Origin of the sequence: Winogradskyella sp. J14-2 (assembly GCF_001971725.1) — a bacterium.
GTDB lineage: Bacteria > Bacteroidota > Bacteroidia > Flavobacteriales > Flavobacteriaceae > Winogradskyella.
The window spans coordinates 1,803,845-1,823,466 of record NZ_CP019388.1 but is presented as its reverse complement, the minus strand read 5'-3'; the positions used below and the strand labels follow the sequence as shown (position 1 = coordinate 1,823,466).

Below are 19,622 nucleotides of genomic sequence, written 5' to 3'. Positions count from 1 at the left end.
AATGCTTTAATAAAAAAAACCGAAGTCTTAACTTCGGTTTTTTTATGTTTTACGTTTATGAGACAAATAAACCCCTACTAAAATTAAGAGAGCTGCTAAAGCCTGCACAATACTGAAAGATTCACCGTCTAGCACACCCCAAATAAGTGCAATTACAGGCATGATGTAAGTGACAGAAGAAGCAAATACAGGTGTAGAAATTTGAACAAGTTTATTAAAAACAACCTTAGCTATCGCAGTGCCAAAAATAGAGAGGAGCGCTACAAACCCTAATGAGTTGAGCAAATCAGGATGGTTTAATCGTTCAGAAGAAAAAAAACCCGAAAACACAAGAACAATAAACGCCGGAATACTAATAAAAATATAATTACCAACAGCAATAGCTAAAGGCTTTACATCTTGTAAATAACGTTTTATTATATTAACGTTGGCAGCATACATTAATGTAGACGCAATAACAAAACCAGCATAGAGATAGTCTTGGTTAGGGTTAAGCTCCGAGCCTTTTAAAATTAAAAGAGCCGTACCAATAAAGCCAATTATAACACCAAGAATCTGTCGTTTGGTAGATGTTATCTTAAATACGGCAAAGCCCAGTATTATTGTATTTAAGGGCACTAAGGAATTTAATATGGATGCAACAGCGCTATCAATTTCAGTTTCGGCTATAGCAAAGAAGTACGCTGGAAAAAAAGAGCCTAGAAATCCAGATAAAATAAGCCATTTCCATTTGGATTTTGGAATGTTCTTTAAATGATAGAACCCTGCAAATAACAATATAATTCCTGTAAAAAGGGTTCTTAGAGAACCGAGTTGATAGGGTGTTAGTCCTAAAAGTGATTTTTTAATAAGGATAAACGAGCTTCCCCAAATAACGGAAAGAATAAGAAGATAAATCCACTTAATGTTAGGGTTTTTCATACAAGTGTTTTCTAAAACATCACAAAAATCGTTAATTCTTTCGCAAGAAACAGCAATATTTATTAGATTTAGCCAAAATTTAAGAGTTAATACTTATGAGGATATTTAAGAATGTAATTATCGCTACTGCTTTACTTTTAGCTTTTACATCTTGTAAAGATAAAGCTGAGCCAGAAGTTAAGACTGTAAATGTTGAGGTGAGTAGCAAGGAGGTATCTAAAACCTTAGACCCTAACGCAACTTACGCTAAAGTAGAGTTTGGAATTGATGGTATGACCTGTGCTATGGGTTGTGCAAAAACCATAGAAAAGAAAATGGCTAAAATGGATGGTGTAAAATCTGCTAAAGTAGATTTTGACAAACGCTTAGCAATGGTAGAATACGATGAAGCTAAAGTAACACCAGAATCTCTAGAAGAAGCTGTAGCTAAGGTAGGAGACGTATATAAGGTTAAAGATATTAAAGTTGTGAATAGCTTTGAGGGCGAGGTTAAAACATGTTCAGAAATTTGCAAAGAAAAAAAGGATTGTGCAAACAAAACAGAGGCCGAAAAGAAAGCATGCAAAGAGGCATGTAAAAAAGAATGTAGCAACAAGTTAAAATAGAAAATTTTAACCTATATTTTAATAAAGTGAAAGCCATCTTTTAATAGATGGTTTTTTTTTATAATACTTGAAAAAATATAAAGGTAAGACCCAGACAGGCTAATGGTAAAAACCATATAAAAAATATAGACCGTTTAGTCCTGGATTTTGCATTAAGTACATTTCTTTTTTTTCCGTTATAACGCATCCAGTTTTTAAAAACTATAAAAGTCGAAATTAACACAAAGAGTATCCAGAATTTAGATAAAGACATTGTTACTAATTTCATTTGTTTAGAAAAAGCCAAAAAGAAAGCACCTAAAGCTGAATAAATAGAAATCTCTAATAGGTTTATATAAAACAATGCAATTCTATGAGATTGTCTTTTAAAACTCCTCTTATAATAGTTAAATACGGTAATATAATACAAGTCTAACATAAACTCTCTTATAAAAAAGCCACGCCATGTATTATAATGGCGTGGCTTATTATACATTAAATCTAGTTTTAGTTGCCAGTTACAACAATATTATCTACATGATATCTTGTCGTGGCACTTGGGTCAGACCCTTCGTAAAGAAAGGCAAAATGCGCAGTACCATCTACACAAGATATATTGATTGGCCCAACACCAGTAAAGGTACCAAACCCGCTAGCAGGACCTGATGGGATATTTGCATCTAGAATCTCCCACGTAGCCGTAAGCGGATCTCCAGTAAAATCTGTAGAAACAAGTACAGATAAGATGTCTCCGTTATCAAAATTAGATTGAATATCAAAGCTAATTTCTTCACCTTCTGTATTATCCATATTAATGCCTGGTGTCACCAACCATACATTTATTTCATCTTCATTACTGTTAAATCCAGAAATTTGGGCGTAAGTAGACCCACTAAAACTTCCAGTTATCCATGTTGTACTACCGCCACTCACATTTACATTTGTCCAACCTTCTGCGGCATAGCCACCAAAGCCTTCAAAATCCTCAGAGTAGATGGCACTTCCACCTCCAGATGCACCAGTACATTCTAAAAAGTCTGGATCGCAACGATTCTCAATACCACCAAAATCAATTCCTTCAGGTGTATTAATTACAACATTAAACTCGTCACCAAAAAAGTTTTTACTTAAAATGGCATCCATACTACCTCTACCTTGTGGTAAATTTAAAGCGCTAAAGTCAGCAAACGTACTAGTACTAAACACTCTTGATGCTCCTGAGCTACAACTCTCTAGAGTACGTTCTCCGTCAAACTCATCAAACCCTTCAGAGGCGAAACTTAATTCTTCAATTAAAGCTTGTGTTCTGTTAAATTGTACATCAGGAATATTAATGAAGAGATTTGTTTTAGAATCATCAAACTCTTCTAGAGGAAGTGTTAAAGGTACTAAATCAGCCTTTTCTGCAGAGCGTCTAATAGTTTGAAGTTCTAAAGGAAAAGGAATCTTACTTATAAAGTTACCATCCTTAGCACCAATTGCTAAGACACCATTTGAAATTCCAACATGAAGTCCTGTGACACGAATGTAGACTTTACGACCTATCTCGTACTTTGTAAAAAGTGGATTGACATCTATAGGAACTTTGATACCTACAGTTGGGTTTTCTGGTTTATCTTGTAAGATTATTTCTTCAAAAAAGTTACCTGCTTCATCAGTGGATATTACATACCCTTCCATGTATTGTACGGTTTCGTCGTCAAATTGATACGTTACCTCAGAATCGTAGTTAAGACCGTTATTAGGATTAGCACCAAAGTTATCATCTTCACTTATTTGTTCTTGCACCAATCTACCAAGAACATCACTAATTTCTATTACTGGGCCATCTAATACAGGTTCTTCGATTTGCGTGTTTGGAACATTATAATCATCATCCTGAACACAGCTGTTACATACTAATAGACCAATTAGTAATACTATTAATTTATTAATTTTTAAGGTTTTCATTTTTTCTAATTTATTTTGTTCTAACATTGCTTATTAAAATCTTACATATACATTAAGGTAATATGTTGTTCCGTTACCAAAGAAATAGCGGTTACCAAATATAGGACCACCAGTATTGGTTTGTTCTTCAATCTGGCTTCTGTAATCTAGTCGTCTAGCTTGCTCAAAGCCACCAGTTCTATAATTTTGATTAAAGACGTTATTAACCGTTGCGAAAAAACCAACAAAGTAGTCATTGATTTTCCAAGATTTTCCACCGGTTAAATTAACTAACATATAATCTTCAAAGCGTTCTTGTCTTAAAATGCCGCGGGCAACTTCTTCATCGTAATCAGCAACACCAAAGCCGCTAATATTTACAACACCGTCTTGGCTACTGGCCAATATTTCATCTAGATCATAAGTATCAGGATCTTGAGCAAACGCGGCAGATCTTTTTAAGAAACTTGGGTCTACATAGGTGTGTGAGAAAAAGTTTGTAGTTACACCAAAATTCCAATAGTCAGGATCTCTATACTCAAAGCCTACCTGAAAAACACGCTCTGGTCCGCTGGCTACACGATAGTCTTCCATTTCAGCAGTGCCATCACCAAAAGTTAAGTCGACAAATCTATCAGATGAGTAATAAACGTTTGGATTATTGGTGTATGTAAACTGACCCATTGCCGCAGCTCCCTTTAGCTTTATTGTTGGTGTAATCTGGGCTTCTATACCAAGTTCTGCACCATAATTTTGTCTGTTAATATTCTGTGCAATTTCTTGGGTAAGATTACCTACAGATTCGGTAAAAAAGAAGTTTACCTCAGTGCCGTTTTCAAAAGTAGTGAAATATCCCGTAAGTCTTGCCTTTAGTATTGGTGATCTAAAAATGTAACTTGCGTCTATGGAATTTATGGTTTCGCTTTCCAGATCTCGAACTAATAGATTGTTTTGTCTTGCGTTTGCAAATGAGGCTCTTATACCAGGTGCCTTTGTGAAATGGTTGGCGTTGATATCAATAAGATGTTTACCCGTTACTTTAATAGTTGCGCCAGCCTTGATACCATAGTTCGTAAAATCTGCGGTATCACTTTTACCAAAAGAACCAACTATTCCGTTAGGGTTGTTATTGGTGAAATAACCGTTCTCATAAAAGCCTTCACGTTGATAAGTAGTATTAGATATTGTACCTCCTAGATAAAAATCTACTCTATTATATTTAAATTGTGCTTGTACAAATGATGAAAGAACGTTTGCATTAATATCGTAGTGGTAACTGTATTTGTCACCTTCACCAACAATTCTGTTTGGTGTTCTAATGTTACTTTGCGCAAATATGTCAACACTTTGCCCAAAACCTTCGCCATCATTAAAAGGAAGGTTAACATCTAAATAGCCAGGACCACCTAGCAAATCTTCAATACGTGCAAAGTTTTCACTATTTAAGCGTCTGTAGTTGATGTTTCCGTTAATCCTAATATTATCTGATAATTCTGCATCTAAAATAGTATTAACGGTTAGCTGATTGTCATTTACAACGTTTGCCTGAAGTGCATAAATATTGTAGCCGTTACGGATATTTGCATCATAAAATTCAGTCCAATCTAATTGGCCATCATTCAAAAACTCTTGCTGAGCAAAGTAGGCACTTGCGTAATCTGCTGTTGAAGGGTTAGGGCTAGCCAAAAAGAAACTTGGTAAGTTTTGCCAATATTCTGGTGTAGGATTTCTGGCACCACCGTAAAGCTGCCCGTTTTCTTCATCAAAACGAGTACCGAAAAAATCAATTCTTGTATCAGCAAATTCTCCAAATTGGTATGCAACATTAGTGTTTAACCTTACGTTATCAGAAATTTTCCAAAAATGATTTAACATTAAAATAGGCTCATTAATTTCTCGCATTCTAGAGTTACGTTGTTCCCCATCTTGCATACCCCAAAAAGGATTGTATTTTCGTCCTTTAAGGTCATGAATTTCTTGAGTTATGGCTGTAGAACGACCACGTCTGTTTTGTGCATAGATACCTGTAAAGTTAAGACTGTGCTTCTCATTGATTTGTTTTTCAACAGCCACAAAAAATGAGTTGGCATCATACAAGGTACCGTCCACAAAACCTTCTTCACCAAAGCGACGAGACCCTAAAACAGAGTAAGACCAACCTCCTTTGAGTAACCCAGAGCTATAACTAGCCATAATCCTTCCTTGATAGCTTCTGTTTGCAGAGGCATAAGAGATACGACCACCTTCTCGGTATCTTGAGGCACGCATTACAATATTATTAGTACCTGCTAAATCTCCAAAATTATAATCATTAGCAGCTAAGCCCATAGTAAACTCTTGGTTGCGCTGTACATCATTTAGTCCACCCCAATTACCCCATTGTGGTCTACCGTTAAACTGTTTGTTCATCTCAACACCGTTGATAAGTACTTTACCATTAGCGTTGTCTAAACCTCTCGGTCTAAAAAAAGCAGCACTAAAATCAAATGCGGCAGCACTTAAAAACACGTCCCTTGAGGCTTGTAATAATCCAGATACGTTATCTGTTAAGCCATCGTCTTCGCCATTTAGATTATCATCCGAAATTGAAATAACGAAGAGATCTTTTTTGTCACTCGTATCAAAGTCTAAGGTCATTCCGCTAATATCAACAGTTTGTCCTTCATTAACAATGATAGGGTAACGTTTAGTAACGTATTCTACTTTTTCAATTTTCAGAACTTGCTCGCCTAAAGGAACGTTCTGAGTAAAACTAAACTCACCCTTAGCGTCGGTTTTAAGGCTCTGCCCAGTTTCTTCAATAGTAATAGTTACATCAGGAATAGGTTCTCCTGTTGTTCCGTCTAAAACACTTCCTTTAATAGTAGTCTGTTGGGCAAAACTTACTAATGAAAAGGTTATGAAGGACAGAAAGAATAAAAAACTTTTTTTCATACCTAATTTTAAATTGATTTTCGTTTAGATTAAATAATAGTTATTTAAGGCGTGCAAATGTACATTATTTATAATAATTATATACTTTTGGCAAGCAATTTGCTTAGGATATAACAATTACATAATATATCAATTATGAAGATATTAAAACCTCTTATGACTGTGCTTGTAATGATTAGCCTTCTAAATGTTAATGCACAAGATGAAAAACGCTTTAAAATTCATACAATAGCCTTCTACAATTTAGAAAACTTATTTGACACTATCAACGACCCTTTAAAAAATGATGAAGCCAGCCCAATAATGGAAATGAAAGGTGGTCGTGCAGAAGTGTATAAAAAGAAGGTTAAAAATATGGCGAGAGTTATTGCAGATATTGGCGCAGATATGGCCAATAACTCTCCAGCTGTAATTGGTATTTGTGAAATTGAAAATAGAGATGTTATTGAAGATGTAGTTAACGATCCATTACTTTTGGCAAAAGATTATGGGATAATCCATTACGAAAGTCCTGATGGAAGAGGGATAGATGTTGCTCTATTATATCAAAAAGCACTTTTCAAACCTATAAATACAAGTTCTCACGAGTTAGTAATCTATGATGATGAATCTCGGAAAAAGATTAATACGCGCGATCAATTATTAGTATCAGGTGAGTTAGATGGAGATTTAATTCATGTCATAGTCAATCATTGGCCATCGCGAAGAGGTGGCGAGGCTAGAAGTAGGCCAAAGCGTGTTGCCGCAGCTAAATTAAATAAACGTATGATAGACTCGCTTCAGTCTATAAATCCATATGCTAAGATTCTTGTTATGGGAGATTTAAATGACGACCCAACAAACGAAAGCGTAAAGAAGGTCCTTAAGGCAAAAAAAGATCAGAAGAAAGTACCTTTTAAAGGTATTTACAATCCTTATGAAAGAATGTTTACAGACAAAGGATGGGGAACAACAGCATATAGAGATGCTTTGAGTTTATTTGATCAGATTATGATGACTAAACCTTTATTAGAAGACGATTACTCATCATTTAGATATTGGAAAGCTGGTATTTACAATCCAGTCTACTTGTTCAATAAACGTGGACGTTACGAAGGGTATCCGCTAAGAAGTTTTGCGGATGGTGGTTTTACCGATGGCTTTAGTGACCATTTCCCAGTATATATTTATCTCATTAAAGAAGTAAAAGAAAATACTGAAGAAGAGCCAAGTAAAGGTTAGTTTTCTCAATAAAAAAGGCGCAAATTTTAATTTGCGCCTTTTTTATTAGTTAAACCATAAATTCCAAGGAATCTTAGCTAGTACTAACACTAAAGCTAATGTGTAAAAAATAGCAAGAAGCTTAAACTTTGGTCTAGATACCAATTTCTTTTTGTGTTTTGAGTAGCCGATAGTTACTAATGCCACAGCTATAATCATTGTTAAAGGATGCTCAACAATTAAATTTCTTAGGGCGGAATTTTTCATCACCTCTCCCATGCCACCAACTTCTTTTATTGTAGAAAAGTAATCTTTAGAGAAAAACAAAATAATTCCAATTAAAAGCTGAATGTGCATTGTAATTAAAGCAAATAACGAAAATCTAAAGTCTACAGGACTATATTCTTTGCCGCTAAAAAACTTAATTAAAGCATTTAATGTTGCAATGACTAAGACCAGCAAAACAATGTAAGCCCAACCCGAATGTATAAATTGTAGTGTTTCCATTTATTATGTTTTAATGCAAAAGTAAGAATTTGCGAATTAGAAACCATTTTAATTTGCTATAGTAAGCCTATGCTTTATTTCATTACCCATTTCATCAACAACAGTAACGATGTGTTCACCTGCCTCAGGTAAAACTGCCATATCGTGTATATCTTTGGTTTGTCCAATAAAAGAATCGTCTATGTACCAATACAGCGTCAACTCTGGTCTAGAGTGTGCTACTTTCAGAATTAAATCGTTGGTGTTGCCATTAAAATCTTTAGGTAAGAAAATAGTGTTTTGCTGATTGGGATAAATAAATTCCATATGAATTGCTGAAGTTTCGACACAATCATTTCTAAAAGGCGGCAACGGTTTATAAAACGGATTTTTAGTTTTGAAATAATATTCTTGAAGTGGTGGTAAAACAAACCAAGATATCGTATTTAAGTTTGAAACATCCTCACAAGAAGAATTCACTTGAAACTGCCCAGAAGCATCCAAATGCACCAACTTATGAAACGGACAAGGTGCTGTTTTTTGTCCAGAATTTTGAATAAATTGAGATTCCACATCATCACAAACAGTTGAAGCGCGATAACCACTTTTCTTACAAATGCTCACTTCAATCATTTCGTCATAAGGTTTGGCGAACCATTCGCTTTTTGGTAAAATATCAAAAACATCAAACAAAATTGGTGCCGCAGTTTGTACACCAACCAAACCAGGACGACCTTCACCATCTGCATTACCAACCCAAACACCAACCACATAATCTTTGGTGGTGCCAATAGCCCAAGCATCTCTAAACCCAAAACTGGTACCAGTCTTCCAGGCAATGTCTTGAGACGAATCGTAAAATTCCCAGCTTTCATCCGTTTCAGGTCGGTTGACTTGTTTCATACTTTCAAACGTGAGATAGATGGATGCAGCATCAAAAACTGATTTTTCAGAAACCAGATTGCCGAAGTCGATCTCCGATTCAAAACTATAAACAGGTTCTACAAATTCGTTTGTAAAATATGCGCTAGAATTGGTATTAAAATGATTTAAAGTCGAAGCCATTGCAGCATAACTTTTACACAAATCCCAAAGGTTACTTTCGGCACCACCAAGCGCTAAAGACAAACCGTAATAATGGGCATTGTATCTTAAATCCTTCAACTTTAATCGCTTCAAATAATGGTAAAAACGGTCTAGCCCAAACTTCTGAAGCATCCTTACAGCAGGTACATTCAGCGAGCGTGACAGCCCTTCGTTGGCGTGTACTGCACCATCATAAGACTTGTCATAATTTTCGGGTTGGTAACTACCAAATTGTGTGGGAACATCAGCTACCAAAGTATGTGGTAACAAATCGCCAGCATCAAGCATCGCAGCATATAAAAACGGTTTTAAAATACTGCCTGTACTTCTGGGTTTGTCAATAATATCCACACTTTTTTGATGCGCATTATCTGTTGGCGAATTGCCAATATAGGTTAAGACCTTTCTGGTTTTAACGTCTAAGACCAATACCGAAATGTTATAGATCTCATTTTGTTTTAAGCTATTGTAATGCTGTTTTACAATATGGTTAGCTTGTGTTTGCAAGGCAATATCAACCGTTGTTTTTAGTCGCTTACCTTTATTATGTTTGGCTACTTTTTGTAATAAATGAGGTGCGATTTGAGGTAAAGGATACGGTTTTTGTGGTAAAGTTTCAGCGATGGAAAGTTCGTAAGTGAGCTCATTTATAGTGCCATTGTCTAACAACTTTTTTAATAAGCGATTGCGTTTGTCAAGTAATCGTTGTTGGTTTTTTCCCGGATAAATAAGACTTGGTGCATTGGGTAAAACCGCAAGGGTTGCGCTTTCTGCCCAAGATAAATCAGATGCTTCTCTATTAAAATAACGCCAAGCTGCGGCATCAATACCTACCACGTTACCACCAAAGGGTGCGTGACTTGCATACAGCTTTAAAATGTCATCTTTAGAATGTCTGAATTCTAGTCGTGTTGCTAGAATAAGCTCTTTCAGTTTTTCGAGATAGGTTCGAGATTGTCCTTTTCTAGATAAGCGAATCACTTGTTGCGTGAGTGTACTTCCACCTCGTTTTACCGAACCAGAACTTAGGTTTTCTTTTAACGCTTTAAAAATTGAAATAGGATTGAAACCAGGATGTTTGTAGAAATATTCGTCTTCAAAAAGTAAAATACAGGTTTTAAATTTTTCAGGGACACTATCGGTTTCAGGAAATCGCCATTGGCCGTCATCTGCAATTTTAGCACCTAACAATTCATTATTATTGCTGGTAATTACAGTAGCTGTTGGGTCTTTAAATAGTTCTTTTGGTAAAGAGAAATAATAAACTAAAAGAAGTACAGCTAGGATTGCTGACTTTATTTTGTGGCGTTTTATGTAGTTTATTGGTTTCACCTTGTTTTTTGTCATTCTGAACTCGATTCAGAATCTAACTGTGGAATTTATAATGGATTCCGTGTCAAGCACGGAATGACAGTATAGACTATTATAGTTTCTGTTTATGAGATTCCTGCTTTCGCAGGAATTGGTACTCACGTTCTACTTTACAAATTTTTACATTGTACCAATTATACCATTGCTCACGACCTTTTTGTTGGGCGAATAAATGTTCAGTGTTGGCTTTCCAGTTTTTTATGGCATCTAAACTTTCCCAATAACTTACAGTGATGCTAATTGTATTACGAGCGTTTTCAATTCCAATAAAACCTTCTTGTTGTCTGGCTAAAGTTTCCATTTTCTCAGCCATTTCTGAATAGCCTTCAGTGTCATCGGTTTGAGTTGATGTGAATATGACTGCGTAGTAGGGAATTTTATCCTTCATTAGTATTTAATTTTTTGTCAGGTTGAGCGCAGTCGAAACCTAATAGAATTTAGGAACTTTTCAGACTGCACTCAAATTGACAAATTTACATTTCAAGAGCCTTTTGGCATTTCAAACTCAATGATTTTTTCTGTTACATTATCTTCAAAATCGGTTAAAATTATTTTGATAAATACACGATTTGTCAATACACTCACAGGAAAATCTTTAACGTTATCAATGGTCTTTACATAATTCAACCAATCTACACCACATTTATCTACCACATCATCTTTTAAATCTTTTGTTGCTGTTTCAATAAATGTAATCCAATCCTTTTCAGTGTATGTCAAAGTCTCGTAAGTATTAGAATTCAATTGTTTTAATGGCTTCCATTCGGTGTCAAATTGTGTCCACTCGTTAGTGTTGCATTTTGAATCTGAACTCATAAATGAGAAACTGTTTTCATAACGTTGAAACAAGCTTACGTGCTTATAATCGCTATCTACTAATACGATATTTTTGCCTTCAGGTGTTGCGTCTGCGTCAACATTGATGGTTGCTGTTTCGCTATTGCTTAAATCGTGCGAACGCTTGTAATCACTCGTCGCCAAATTTTTAATTTCAACATTTAAATCTTTTAATTTCAAACGAATGGTTTTGGCAATTTTTTCTGATGACAAATACCCATCAAACACATAACCAATATGATTTCTGGTTTCCACCTTAACCCATTCGCCACTTACTTTTTCACCAGCATCGAGAACGACCAATTGTTTATTGGTTTTTTCTAAAACACCAATGGCTTCACCATAGGCTAATTTTGTCAGCATTTTGCCGCTAACATCAGGCTGATCTCTCAATGACAATCCACTTTCTGCCGATACATAAGCGTTTTGTTGTGCTGTTACCACTAGGATATTGAATACAAATCCAATCGCTAAAATCATTTTTAAATTGTTCATAATTACTTGTTTTTAAGTTTAACGTTTTAGCGGTTTACATTCTAGGATGCTTGTCTTCCGGACGACAAGTAGTTTAGCTTTGTTTTTGTCATTCTGAACTGTCACACTGAGCTTGTCGAAGTGTTGATTCAGAATCTATTTTAAATTAGTTCAGTCTTTTCAAGTTTCGTCATTTCGAGTGAATTTCAAGCTATTTATAGGTTGAAATTAGTATCGAGAAAAGAAACTTTTTCACTTCTATTTGTTCTCGATACAATTTTCTTTTATCTCGACTACTTCGTAGGTGCTTTCAATCAAAATATATTTTGATTTCAACCAATGCTCGATATGACAGAAAATCACTCGAACTGACGTTACTTTTATGAGATTCCTGTCAGAGTCTACCTTGAGCGTAGTCGAAAGGCAGGAATTTTACTTCTCAACAGTAACCCATTGCCCTTTGTTGCGTACTAAATAATCGTCATTATCGTACATCGCTTCGGCTTGTGCACCTGGTAAATAGTAGGTGCCTAAATACGAAGCATTGAGCATTACTGTAAAGGTCTTTGTGCCACGTGTGCCGCTTCTGTCCATATCAAAGAAGAAGTTCACACGGTCGTCTCTAATGTCTGTGTATCTGGCTTGACTGACCGTTGTATCACCAAAATCAGTGAAACGCGTATTGACAATATCCCAACCAGATGGAAAAATCTGAGTCAGCGCCACATCATTGACATAATCACTAGTGAGGTTAGAAATGCTAACCGTTGCTACAAAATCCTGACCTTGTTGTAATTTGCGAACATCAATTATATTGCCTTGTAAATCTTTATAGACTGTTGAAATTGAAAAACCACGTTGCACTGGCAGTTCTTCGCCTAGTTTCAGTTTTCCAGAGTTTAAAATTCTAACATAAACCACATTGTCTCTGCTGTTATTGATTGTAATTTGATTAGCACCATCATTAATAGGAATGTTACGTTGTGCAATACCATTTTTAGTATCAATCGTTTCCGATTTTCCGTTTATGGAATAGCTTAGTTTTAAATCTTTTCCACCATTTTCAACAATAAGTTTGCCCATTGCCAATAAGCTGTAGGCTGTAGTTTGCGTGCTCATCCATTGATCACTAGACAACGATTTTGCAATGCGTTTTGCTAATTCTACTTTTTTAGAATCGTTGGTAAGCAGCATAGCTTCCAAAGCCATTGCTCTGTTTCTGTGTAACGACCCATAAGTGTAATTATCAGCATTAATAGGTTGAAAATCGATATTCGCCGTTTTCGTTATCGCTTCGCTCGCTTCTTTTTGTCCTGCCAAAGCATAAGCTGCAGCCAATCTCCATTTGGCATCATTCGAAATGTCTTCAAACTCACGTAATCGGTTCATACTTGCTAAATCTGGACTTCCTGCCAATGCCAAAGTGTACAATCTGTAAGCTTGCGTTAAGTCACTATTGTAATGTCTGTAACTTGGTCGCCAGTTGCGAGCTGCTTGGCGTTGATAGGCAATCCAGTTGCTCTTAAAACTCAGTGGTAAAACAAAGCCTTTCTTTTCAGCTTCAATCATAAAATGACCTGCGTAACTCGTTCCCCAATCACTTGCTGTGCGCTCGCCTCGCCAATACCCTAATCCACCATCAGGATTTTGGAATGTTCCCAAACGACGAATACCATTTTCAATATTTTGCTGAACTTCTTTTTTCTTTTTATCCGTTAGGTCGAAAATATCCGTTAAGTACAACTGCGGAAATACGCTAGATGTGGTTTGCTCAACACAACCATAAGGATAACGAATGAGATATGCCATACGCTTAGAGAAATCCATTGGTGGCAAGGTTGAAAATTCTACCGTTGCATAGTTGGTACCTGGTTCTCCAAAGGTTGAAAATTCTATCGTTTGGTTACCATTGGCAGCCAATTCCTTATCAATAACACGAGAGGTCATTGGGTTAGGATTTTCAACATCAATCTCTACTTTGTAGTTGGACTTTTCGCCATTTCCTGAAGCGATAACTTCAATCGTATTGATACCTTTTGCTTTGGAAACATCCAATTCAAAATACACCATTTTTTCATCTGGTCTATCAAATTGAAGCGACTGTGTTTGCTGACCTTTTACTGTAATGCCATCACTTAATTTTAAGGATAGGTTGACGTTCTTCACTTTATTTTCCATTGCAAAAACAGTAACAGGAAGCGTTACTTTTTCGCCAGGACTCAACTTACGTGGTAAAGTAGCCAAAACCATAAGTGGTTTCTTAACCTGAACAGATTTTTCAGCACTTCCGTAGGCTTCTTTGTTATTGTTTCCTGCCACAACCATTGTACGCACAGCGCCAATATAATTTGGCATTTTTAGTTGATGCGTTTGTGTTTTTCCGGCATCTAAAAGGAAAGGTCCTAAATACTTTACCACAGGTTTAAAACGATTCGCTTTTTTGTTTTTGCCTTTAGCTGCAGAACCATCGCCACCAATAGCAAAGACCTGGTCTATACTACCAGAATAAGCGCCAATAACATCGTCAAAAACATCCCAAGTTTTTACACCTAAAGCTTCGCGAGCGTAGAAACTATCCCAAGCATTTGGTGTTTTAAATCGGGTTAAATCGAGTAAACCTTCTTCAACAACAGCAATAGTGTAAGTCATTGGTTTGTTGTTCTTTTCAGATACTTTTATCTCGTAAGATTGTTCAGGTCTAATAACATCTGGCATCTTAATTTGTGGTTCTAATTTGGTGGCAGGATTTTCTACCATCATAGGAATAACACCATACAGACGAATTGGTAAATCGTTAGACGTTATAGCGTGAGGCTGCAACAACGAAATATTGATAAATACGTTTGGTGCCATTTCTGGCGTTACAGGAATATCTACCGTAGTTTCACCAGGTTGCGTTTTTACCCATTGGTGTTGTAAAACTTCAGTGCCATTTTCTATGCTGATTAACGCTCTACCTTCACTTCCAGATGGAAAGGTTAATTTTGCTGTTTCGCCAACATTATAATTGTCCTTGTCTGTTGAAAAGACTAACATTTTAGCAGCATCCTTATCACCAGATGGCGAATTAGACCACCAATTTTTATAGAAATATGCAGTACGACCAGTAGCGTGACCACTTATTGGGTCTACAATTCTAATTAAATAACGTCCACGGTCTTTTTCAGGAATATTAATTTTGAAACTTGCTTTTCCTGAGGCATCTGTATCAATTTCATACTGTTGCATTGGTCTGTGGTAATTGCTAGACACGTAGCTCGATAAGTTGTCGTAAGAAGAATTCCACCACCAACGCCATTCAATTTTATAGATTTTTACTTCTAGTTTTCTACGTTGAACAGGTTTCCCGCTGGCATCAACTGTAGCAATATCAAAGGTGTGATTTTCATCGGTGAAGAAAGATCCGTAACGATTACCTTCTGGCGAACGCAGCCCAACAAAACTCTCGTAAGGCGCATAAGGCACTGTGAATGCATCGAGAGAAAAATCACCACCATTTTCAAAAGCACGTACTAAGAATTGTGCGTTTAACATTCCAGGTGCATTTTTCCCAATGTTTAATGTTGAATTTACTTTTGCATTGCCTTCAGTATCAAGATTACCTTCAAAAACATTGGTTTCTTCCGTACTGAAATTACGTGTTGGGTCGTTGAATTCATAGTTTTTATAACCATCAAAACTGGTGTATTTTGTGGTGAATTTCGCCTTAATTTCAGCTTTTAAATTTTTTGCAGGTGCACCGTGAAGCCAAGCCACATTCAAATCGCCTTGAAGCGGTTTGTTGTTGCTGAGCACCTTGTCTTCAAAATCGATTTTAATTTTTAAACGGTTTGGTTTTACCGTTTCAATCTTCAAACTTTTGGTAAAATTGGCACCACCAACCGAGACTTTAGCATTGTAATTTCCAGTTTTATAATCTGATGAAGTAGGCACTTTAAAATCATAGAAGTTGTTGAGATTGTCGGTCGAAACTTTACGATAGACCAATTTGCCGACTGGATCTGTGATTTCTAATTTTACAGGATGGCGTTTTGGTAATTTGTTCGCTTTGTCATTAAGCACAAAGGTTAAAAACAGACTGTCACCAGGTCGCCAAACACCACGTTCGCCATAAATGTAGCCTTTAAGACCACGTTGCAATCTGCTTCCAGAGACATCGAATTTACTTAGAGAGAGTGCGTTGCCATCAAACAATTTTACATAGCTTACGTTGTTGCCTTTTTCAGCAACCGCAAAAGCTGCACGTTTTTTGGCGTCAATTTCTACAATTCCATCTTGATTGGTTATACCATCTGCCAAAGCTTGTTGTTGATAGTTGTATAATGTGATTTTTGTGCCATGTTCTGGATTGGTGTCCAAAATATTGGTCACTGCAAAAAAGTAATTGTTATCGTTGCCTTGCTTAGCAATAACACCAAGGTTAGAGCCAATTAGGTTGGCAGCAATGCCTTTGTTGCCATAGTTGAAATACGATTCTGTACACGGATTATTTCTTTCGCGATAATTGTAATTTCTGTTCTTATAGCTATAAGTAAGATTGTCCCAATAACGCTCTTCTCTTAAGTCTTGCTCTTCTTCGGAAATGTCTTCGGAAGCATAAACATCATCCTCATAATAGTCCTCGTAATAATCATCATAGTAATCGTCTTCATCAACATCTGAAGTTTCAACATTTGACGAACAATCATATAGGGAATAGTCTTTTTTGAAGTCGATTTCTACACGATAAATAGCACCAGCATCTGCCTGTAAATATTTAGATAAATCGATGCTGTAGGCTTTCCATTTTCCTGTGTTTTGAGATGGATTTTGAATAAGTGTTATAGTTTCTTTAGCAATACGACGGCCAACATTTCTAATCGCGTAACTGTTATCGCTATTGAGGTTATTGTCTTGTAAAAACTGAAGCACATTATCTTCAAAAAGCTTGATAATTCTGACATCCACCTTGCTCAAATTAACCGCTTCAAAATTGAATTTTAAGTCTTTTGAATTCGGAAGAATAGAACCACTGCTTATTAAACGTACCTGAGGTTTTAATTCTTCAAAGGTTAAGGTTTGGGTAAACTGATTTTTGAGTTTGAAGCCATCTGTGTTTTTAATTCCTGTGAATACATCAACTTTAATGTTGCCAACCAATTTAGTGTCTGGATACACTTTTAGCACATTACCATCGACGATATATTTTGGATTTTTTACATTCTGAAGTGTTACCAAACCAGCAAAATTCTGTTGTTTTTGTAATGGGTCTGAAAAGTTAATCGTTAAATGCTGCTCAGGATTTTGAATCACATTAGTTTCTATAATGGTAAAGTTGTTTTTACCAGGAATGTTGAGGTGATTTTCCCCTTTGTTATCTGCGTTAATGGCTTTCCCATCCCAAGAGACAAGCACTTTGCTATCTTCAATCTCGCGCTTAATGCTATCGATTTTAAATTCGAAATAACGAGAAGTATCATTGCTTTCTAACCATACAATATTGAGGTCTTTGTTATTTTGAGAAGCTTCTACCAAATTTTTAGCGTCCTCTAGAGCAATAATATCTGCCGATTGTAGCGTTCCTAAAACATATTGCCATTCTTTGCTGTACGATTGCACATTGTTGGTAATAAGGTTGAAACTTGGTCTTATGGTTTTGAACTGAAAAGTGTAGTATTCAAAATCTTTTGGGATATTTTTATAGATGTCAGCTAAATTTACCGTTACCGTGTATTCGGTGTCTGGCTCTAGGTTTTCGTCTGGCGTAAATACAAGGGTGTGCTTGTTCAGAGCTTTAAGAGACCCTTCAACATAAGGATGTGTTTTTACGATTTTGGCATCAATACCTTGCTCTGCTTCCCAACCGCTAACTTCTTCAGCTAAATTAATTTGTATTGGGTCAGCTATAGATACACGACCAGAAGTAGTGTAACTGATATAATCACGAAATTTAAAGATGTTATCAGTTTCAACAGGCTTGTTTTTACAGGAAAATGTGATTATGATTAGAGCTAGGAAGGCAAGGTGCTTTTTGATGCGCATAGTTGATGATGGTATTAAATAAAACTTCAGTAAAAAGAAAGGTAGGTGCATTCTTGTTAAATAAATACTTTGTTTTTTACAGGTTTAGACTTTGAGTGTTTGTTAAATTGTTCTTAAAGTTACAAAAGAAGACTATGGATGCGCGTGAAATATTAATAAAAAATAAGGGATATTTTGGAGTTGTAGTTGCTCTGAGAAGTTGTGGTTAATAATAAAAGTTCTCGATACAATTCTTACAAAAATGTCGGAATCACTAGAACTGACACGAGATTATTCGAACTGAAATAATTGATTTTATTTGAGCTTTTGTGTAATTAAGGAATCAACTTTTTGCATCTGGTTATAAGTTTGGATAAACATAGAGGATATTTCGTACTCAATATCTGCTAAAATCACCAAATTATTTTTAAATCTCAAAGACTCTAATGTTTTATAAGAGATAATGTTTAATGAGCTAAAATCAACATCGTTATTTAAGGCTTCAAAAACGTATTTGATTTTTAAATCTAAGCCCTTGGTTGAGGATAAATGTAAATCGTTTTGATAAAACTCTAATGTGGCTAGCTCTTTGCTCAGCTCTGAATTTTTAGCATTGTAGGTATTTATATAATTTACAAGATTGCTTTGTATAAAAGTATAGGCAGCTGACTGTAAAATATTACCGAGTTTTTCTTGTGTTAATTCACTTTTTGATTCTAGGTTTTTACTCTCAAGGAATTCAAAAAACTGTCTACTGCATCAGGCATCTCTTTTCTAAGTTCGAGATGGTCTTCGATAGAGGTCATATTCAAGCTATTTTCTTCTTGCAGTTTACTTAAAAGGACAATTTCATTATTTTTTGCTTTTCTATTTTCATTCCAATTATTAATCGCTAGGGCTATGAGTATTCCAATGACTACTAGTAATACTTCACCAAAAGCGTATTTAAAATAATTTTTCATTTTATTTTGGTTGATTAGTGAGCGACGAATATGACGAAAGAATTTTATCATATCAATCGCAGTTTTCAATTAATAAACTATTCAATTCTTCGGCATCAGTTTTAATGGCTTTAAGAAGCTCTTTTTCACGGTCACTTCGAATTATACTTAAAATCATAGCATCCTTAATCTTTATAAATAATTCGTCTTTTGGGTTTTGTTGCCATTGTGTGCTGGATAATAATCCTTGCAATTCTTCATCAAATATGCTTTGATATTCTGGCACTTCTTGAAATCCAAAATCGGCAAATTTTTCAATTTCAATTATTTTTTGAATATGCGCCTTGTCATTTATATCAATGATTTGTAATGCATTGTCTTGCTCAGTATAATGGCTTAAAATTCTGTTTTTCAAAGCTTGATTTCTAAGTGTTTCAAGTTTTCCAGATGATGTGATATCAACTATAGCTGGTTTGGTAGGGATGAATTTATAATACCTAAAAGTTGGTATAAAGTCTTTGAAAATGACTTGTTTATCCGTTTGTATTTTTAAAAGATTTTTTAAAAACCGTTCTGTGCTTTTCAACCGCTCATCAATAGTGACTAGCGAGCTATCAATATTTTTAATATCTACCTGTAAATCTTCGGCAATTTTGCAGTAATAGGTTTGCTCTTGTTGTTTTGCTTTTTTTTGTTCATTCCAATTATTGATTTGAAGGGCAATTAAAATACCGATGACCACGAGAATAATCTCACCGATGGCATATTTTAAATATCGTGATGTTTTCCTTTCACTCAAGAGTTTATATCTTATCTTTCTGAAGAATTTTATCATAGTTTTATATTCTATTTTCAATTT

At 35.5% G+C, this 19,622-nt stretch carries 12 protein-coding genes; 2 read left to right on the top strand and 10 right to left on the bottom strand.

Annotation, left to right across the window (positions count from 1 at the left end):
• Window positions 1-42: 42 nt before the first annotated feature.
• Window positions 43-921: a DMT family transporter gene (locus tag BWZ20_RS08340; protein WP_076618942.1), complete on the bottom strand. Its 879-nt coding sequence runs from the start codon at window positions 919-921 to the stop codon at window positions 43-45.
• A 95-nt stretch (window positions 922-1,016) separates the two neighbouring features.
• Here BWZ20_RS08340 and BWZ20_RS08335 point away from each other — a divergent pair, with 95 nt between their 5' ends.
• The gene (locus BWZ20_RS08335) at window positions 1,017-1,526 is read left to right on the top strand and encodes a heavy-metal-associated domain-containing protein (protein WP_076618939.1); all 510 of its coding nucleotides are present in this window, start codon (window positions 1,017-1,019) and stop codon (window positions 1,524-1,526) included.
• 486 nt (window positions 1,527-2,012) lie between these two features.
• Here BWZ20_RS08335 and BWZ20_RS08325 read toward each other — a convergent pair whose 3' ends face one another.
• Window positions 2,013-3,455 carry a DUF5689 domain-containing protein gene (locus BWZ20_RS08325; RefSeq protein WP_076621304.1) on the bottom strand — a complete coding sequence of 481 codons (1,443 nt, stop codon included), beginning with the start codon at window positions 3,453-3,455 and terminating at the stop codon, window positions 2,013-2,015.
• A 33-nt stretch (window positions 3,456-3,488) separates the two neighbouring features.
• Window positions 3,489-6,368, bottom strand: a complete 2,880-nt coding sequence (locus BWZ20_RS08320) for a TonB-dependent receptor (protein ID WP_076618936.1) — start codon at window positions 6,366-6,368, stop codon at window positions 3,489-3,491.
• Window positions 6,369-6,503: 135 nt separating this feature from the next.
• On the opposite strand from BWZ20_RS08320, the gene BWZ20_RS08315 reads away from it, so the two are divergent.
• Window positions 6,504-7,589 carry an endonuclease gene (locus tag BWZ20_RS08315; protein ID WP_076618933.1) on the top strand — a complete coding sequence of 362 codons (1,086 nt, stop codon included), beginning with the start codon at window positions 6,504-6,506 and terminating at the stop codon, window positions 7,587-7,589.
• 45 nt (window positions 7,590-7,634) lie between these two features.
• On the opposite strand, the gene BWZ20_RS08310 is transcribed toward BWZ20_RS08315, so the two are convergent.
• The 7 genes from BWZ20_RS08310 to BWZ20_RS08280 form a co-directional block, all read right to left on the bottom strand.
• Complete coding sequence (locus tag BWZ20_RS08310; RefSeq protein ID WP_076618931.1) at window positions 7,635-8,075, bottom strand: hypothetical protein; 441 nt, start codon at window positions 8,073-8,075, stop codon at window positions 7,635-7,637.
• Between the two features lie 48 nt (window positions 8,076-8,123).
• Window positions 8,124-10,487: a penicillin-binding protein 1C gene (pbpC, locus tag BWZ20_RS08305; RefSeq protein WP_076618929.1), complete on the bottom strand. Its 2,364-nt coding sequence runs from the start codon at window positions 10,485-10,487 to the stop codon at window positions 8,124-8,126.
• Between the two features lie 76 nt (window positions 10,488-10,563).
• On the bottom strand, window positions 10,564-10,899 hold the full coding sequence (locus tag BWZ20_RS08300; RefSeq protein WP_076618926.1) for an antibiotic biosynthesis monooxygenase family protein: 336 nt from the start codon (window positions 10,897-10,899) through the stop codon (window positions 10,564-10,566).
• Window positions 10,900-10,991: 92 nt separating this feature from the next.
• The gene (locus tag BWZ20_RS08295) at window positions 10,992-11,843 is read right to left on the bottom strand and encodes an SH3 domain-containing protein (RefSeq protein WP_076618923.1); all 852 of its coding nucleotides are present in this window, start codon (window positions 11,841-11,843) and stop codon (window positions 10,992-10,994) included.
• Between the two features lie 411 nt (window positions 11,844-12,254).
• On the bottom strand, window positions 12,255-17,843 hold the full coding sequence (locus BWZ20_RS08290; protein ID WP_076618922.1) for an alpha-2-macroglobulin family protein: 5,589 nt from the start codon (window positions 17,841-17,843) through the stop codon (window positions 12,255-12,257).
• A 695-nt stretch (window positions 17,844-18,538) separates the two neighbouring features.
• Entirely contained in the window at window positions 18,539-18,835 is a 297-nt protein-coding gene (locus BWZ20_RS08285) for a DUF6090 family protein (RefSeq protein ID WP_157358366.1), read from the bottom strand.
• Window position 18,836: 1 nt separating this feature from the next.
• Window positions 18,837-19,619 (bottom strand): DUF6090 family protein, encoded by a 783-nt coding sequence (locus tag BWZ20_RS08280; RefSeq protein ID WP_157358364.1) that lies wholly within the window; start codon window positions 19,617-19,619, stop codon window positions 18,837-18,839.
• Between the last annotated feature and the right edge of the window lie 3 nt (window positions 19,620-19,622).

Excerpts from the sequence above, each read along its gene's own strand:
- BWZ20_RS08320 (WP_076618936.1), bottom strand. The coding sequence starts at position 6,368 with ATGAAAAAAAGTTTTTTATTCTTTCTGTCCTTCATAACCTTTTCATTA.
- BWZ20_RS08325 (WP_076621304.1), bottom strand. The coding sequence starts at position 3,455 with ATGAAAACCTTAAAAATTAATAAATTAATAGTATTACTAATTGGTCTA.
- BWZ20_RS08310 (WP_076618931.1), bottom strand. The coding sequence starts at position 8,075 with ATGGAAACACTACAATTTATACATTCGGGTTGGGCTTACATTGTTTTG.
- BWZ20_RS08315 (WP_076618933.1), top strand. The coding sequence starts at position 6,504 with ATGAAGATATTAAAACCTCTTATGACTGTGCTTGTAATGATTAGCCTT.
- BWZ20_RS08340 (WP_076618942.1), bottom strand. The coding sequence starts at position 921 with ATGAAAAACCCTAACATTAAGTGGATTTATCTTCTTATTCTTTCCGTT.
- BWZ20_RS08335 (WP_076618939.1), top strand. The coding sequence starts at position 1,017 with ATGAGGATATTTAAGAATGTAATTATCGCTACTGCTTTACTTTTAGCT.
- BWZ20_RS08285 (WP_157358366.1), bottom strand. The coding sequence starts at position 18,835 with ATGATAAAATTCTTTCGTCATATTCGTCGCTCACTAATCAACCAAAAT.
- BWZ20_RS08290 (WP_076618922.1), bottom strand. The coding sequence starts at position 17,843 with ATGCGCATCAAAAAGCACCTTGCCTTCCTAGCTCTAATCATAATCACA.
- BWZ20_RS08295 (WP_076618923.1), bottom strand. The coding sequence starts at position 11,843 with ATGAACAATTTAAAAATGATTTTAGCGATTGGATTTGTATTCAATATC.
- pbpC (WP_076618929.1), bottom strand. The coding sequence starts at position 10,487 with ATGACAAAAAACAAGGTGAAACCAATAAACTACATAAAACGCCACAAA.
- BWZ20_RS08300 (WP_076618926.1), bottom strand. The coding sequence starts at position 10,899 with ATGAAGGATAAAATTCCCTACTACGCAGTCATATTCACATCAACTCAA.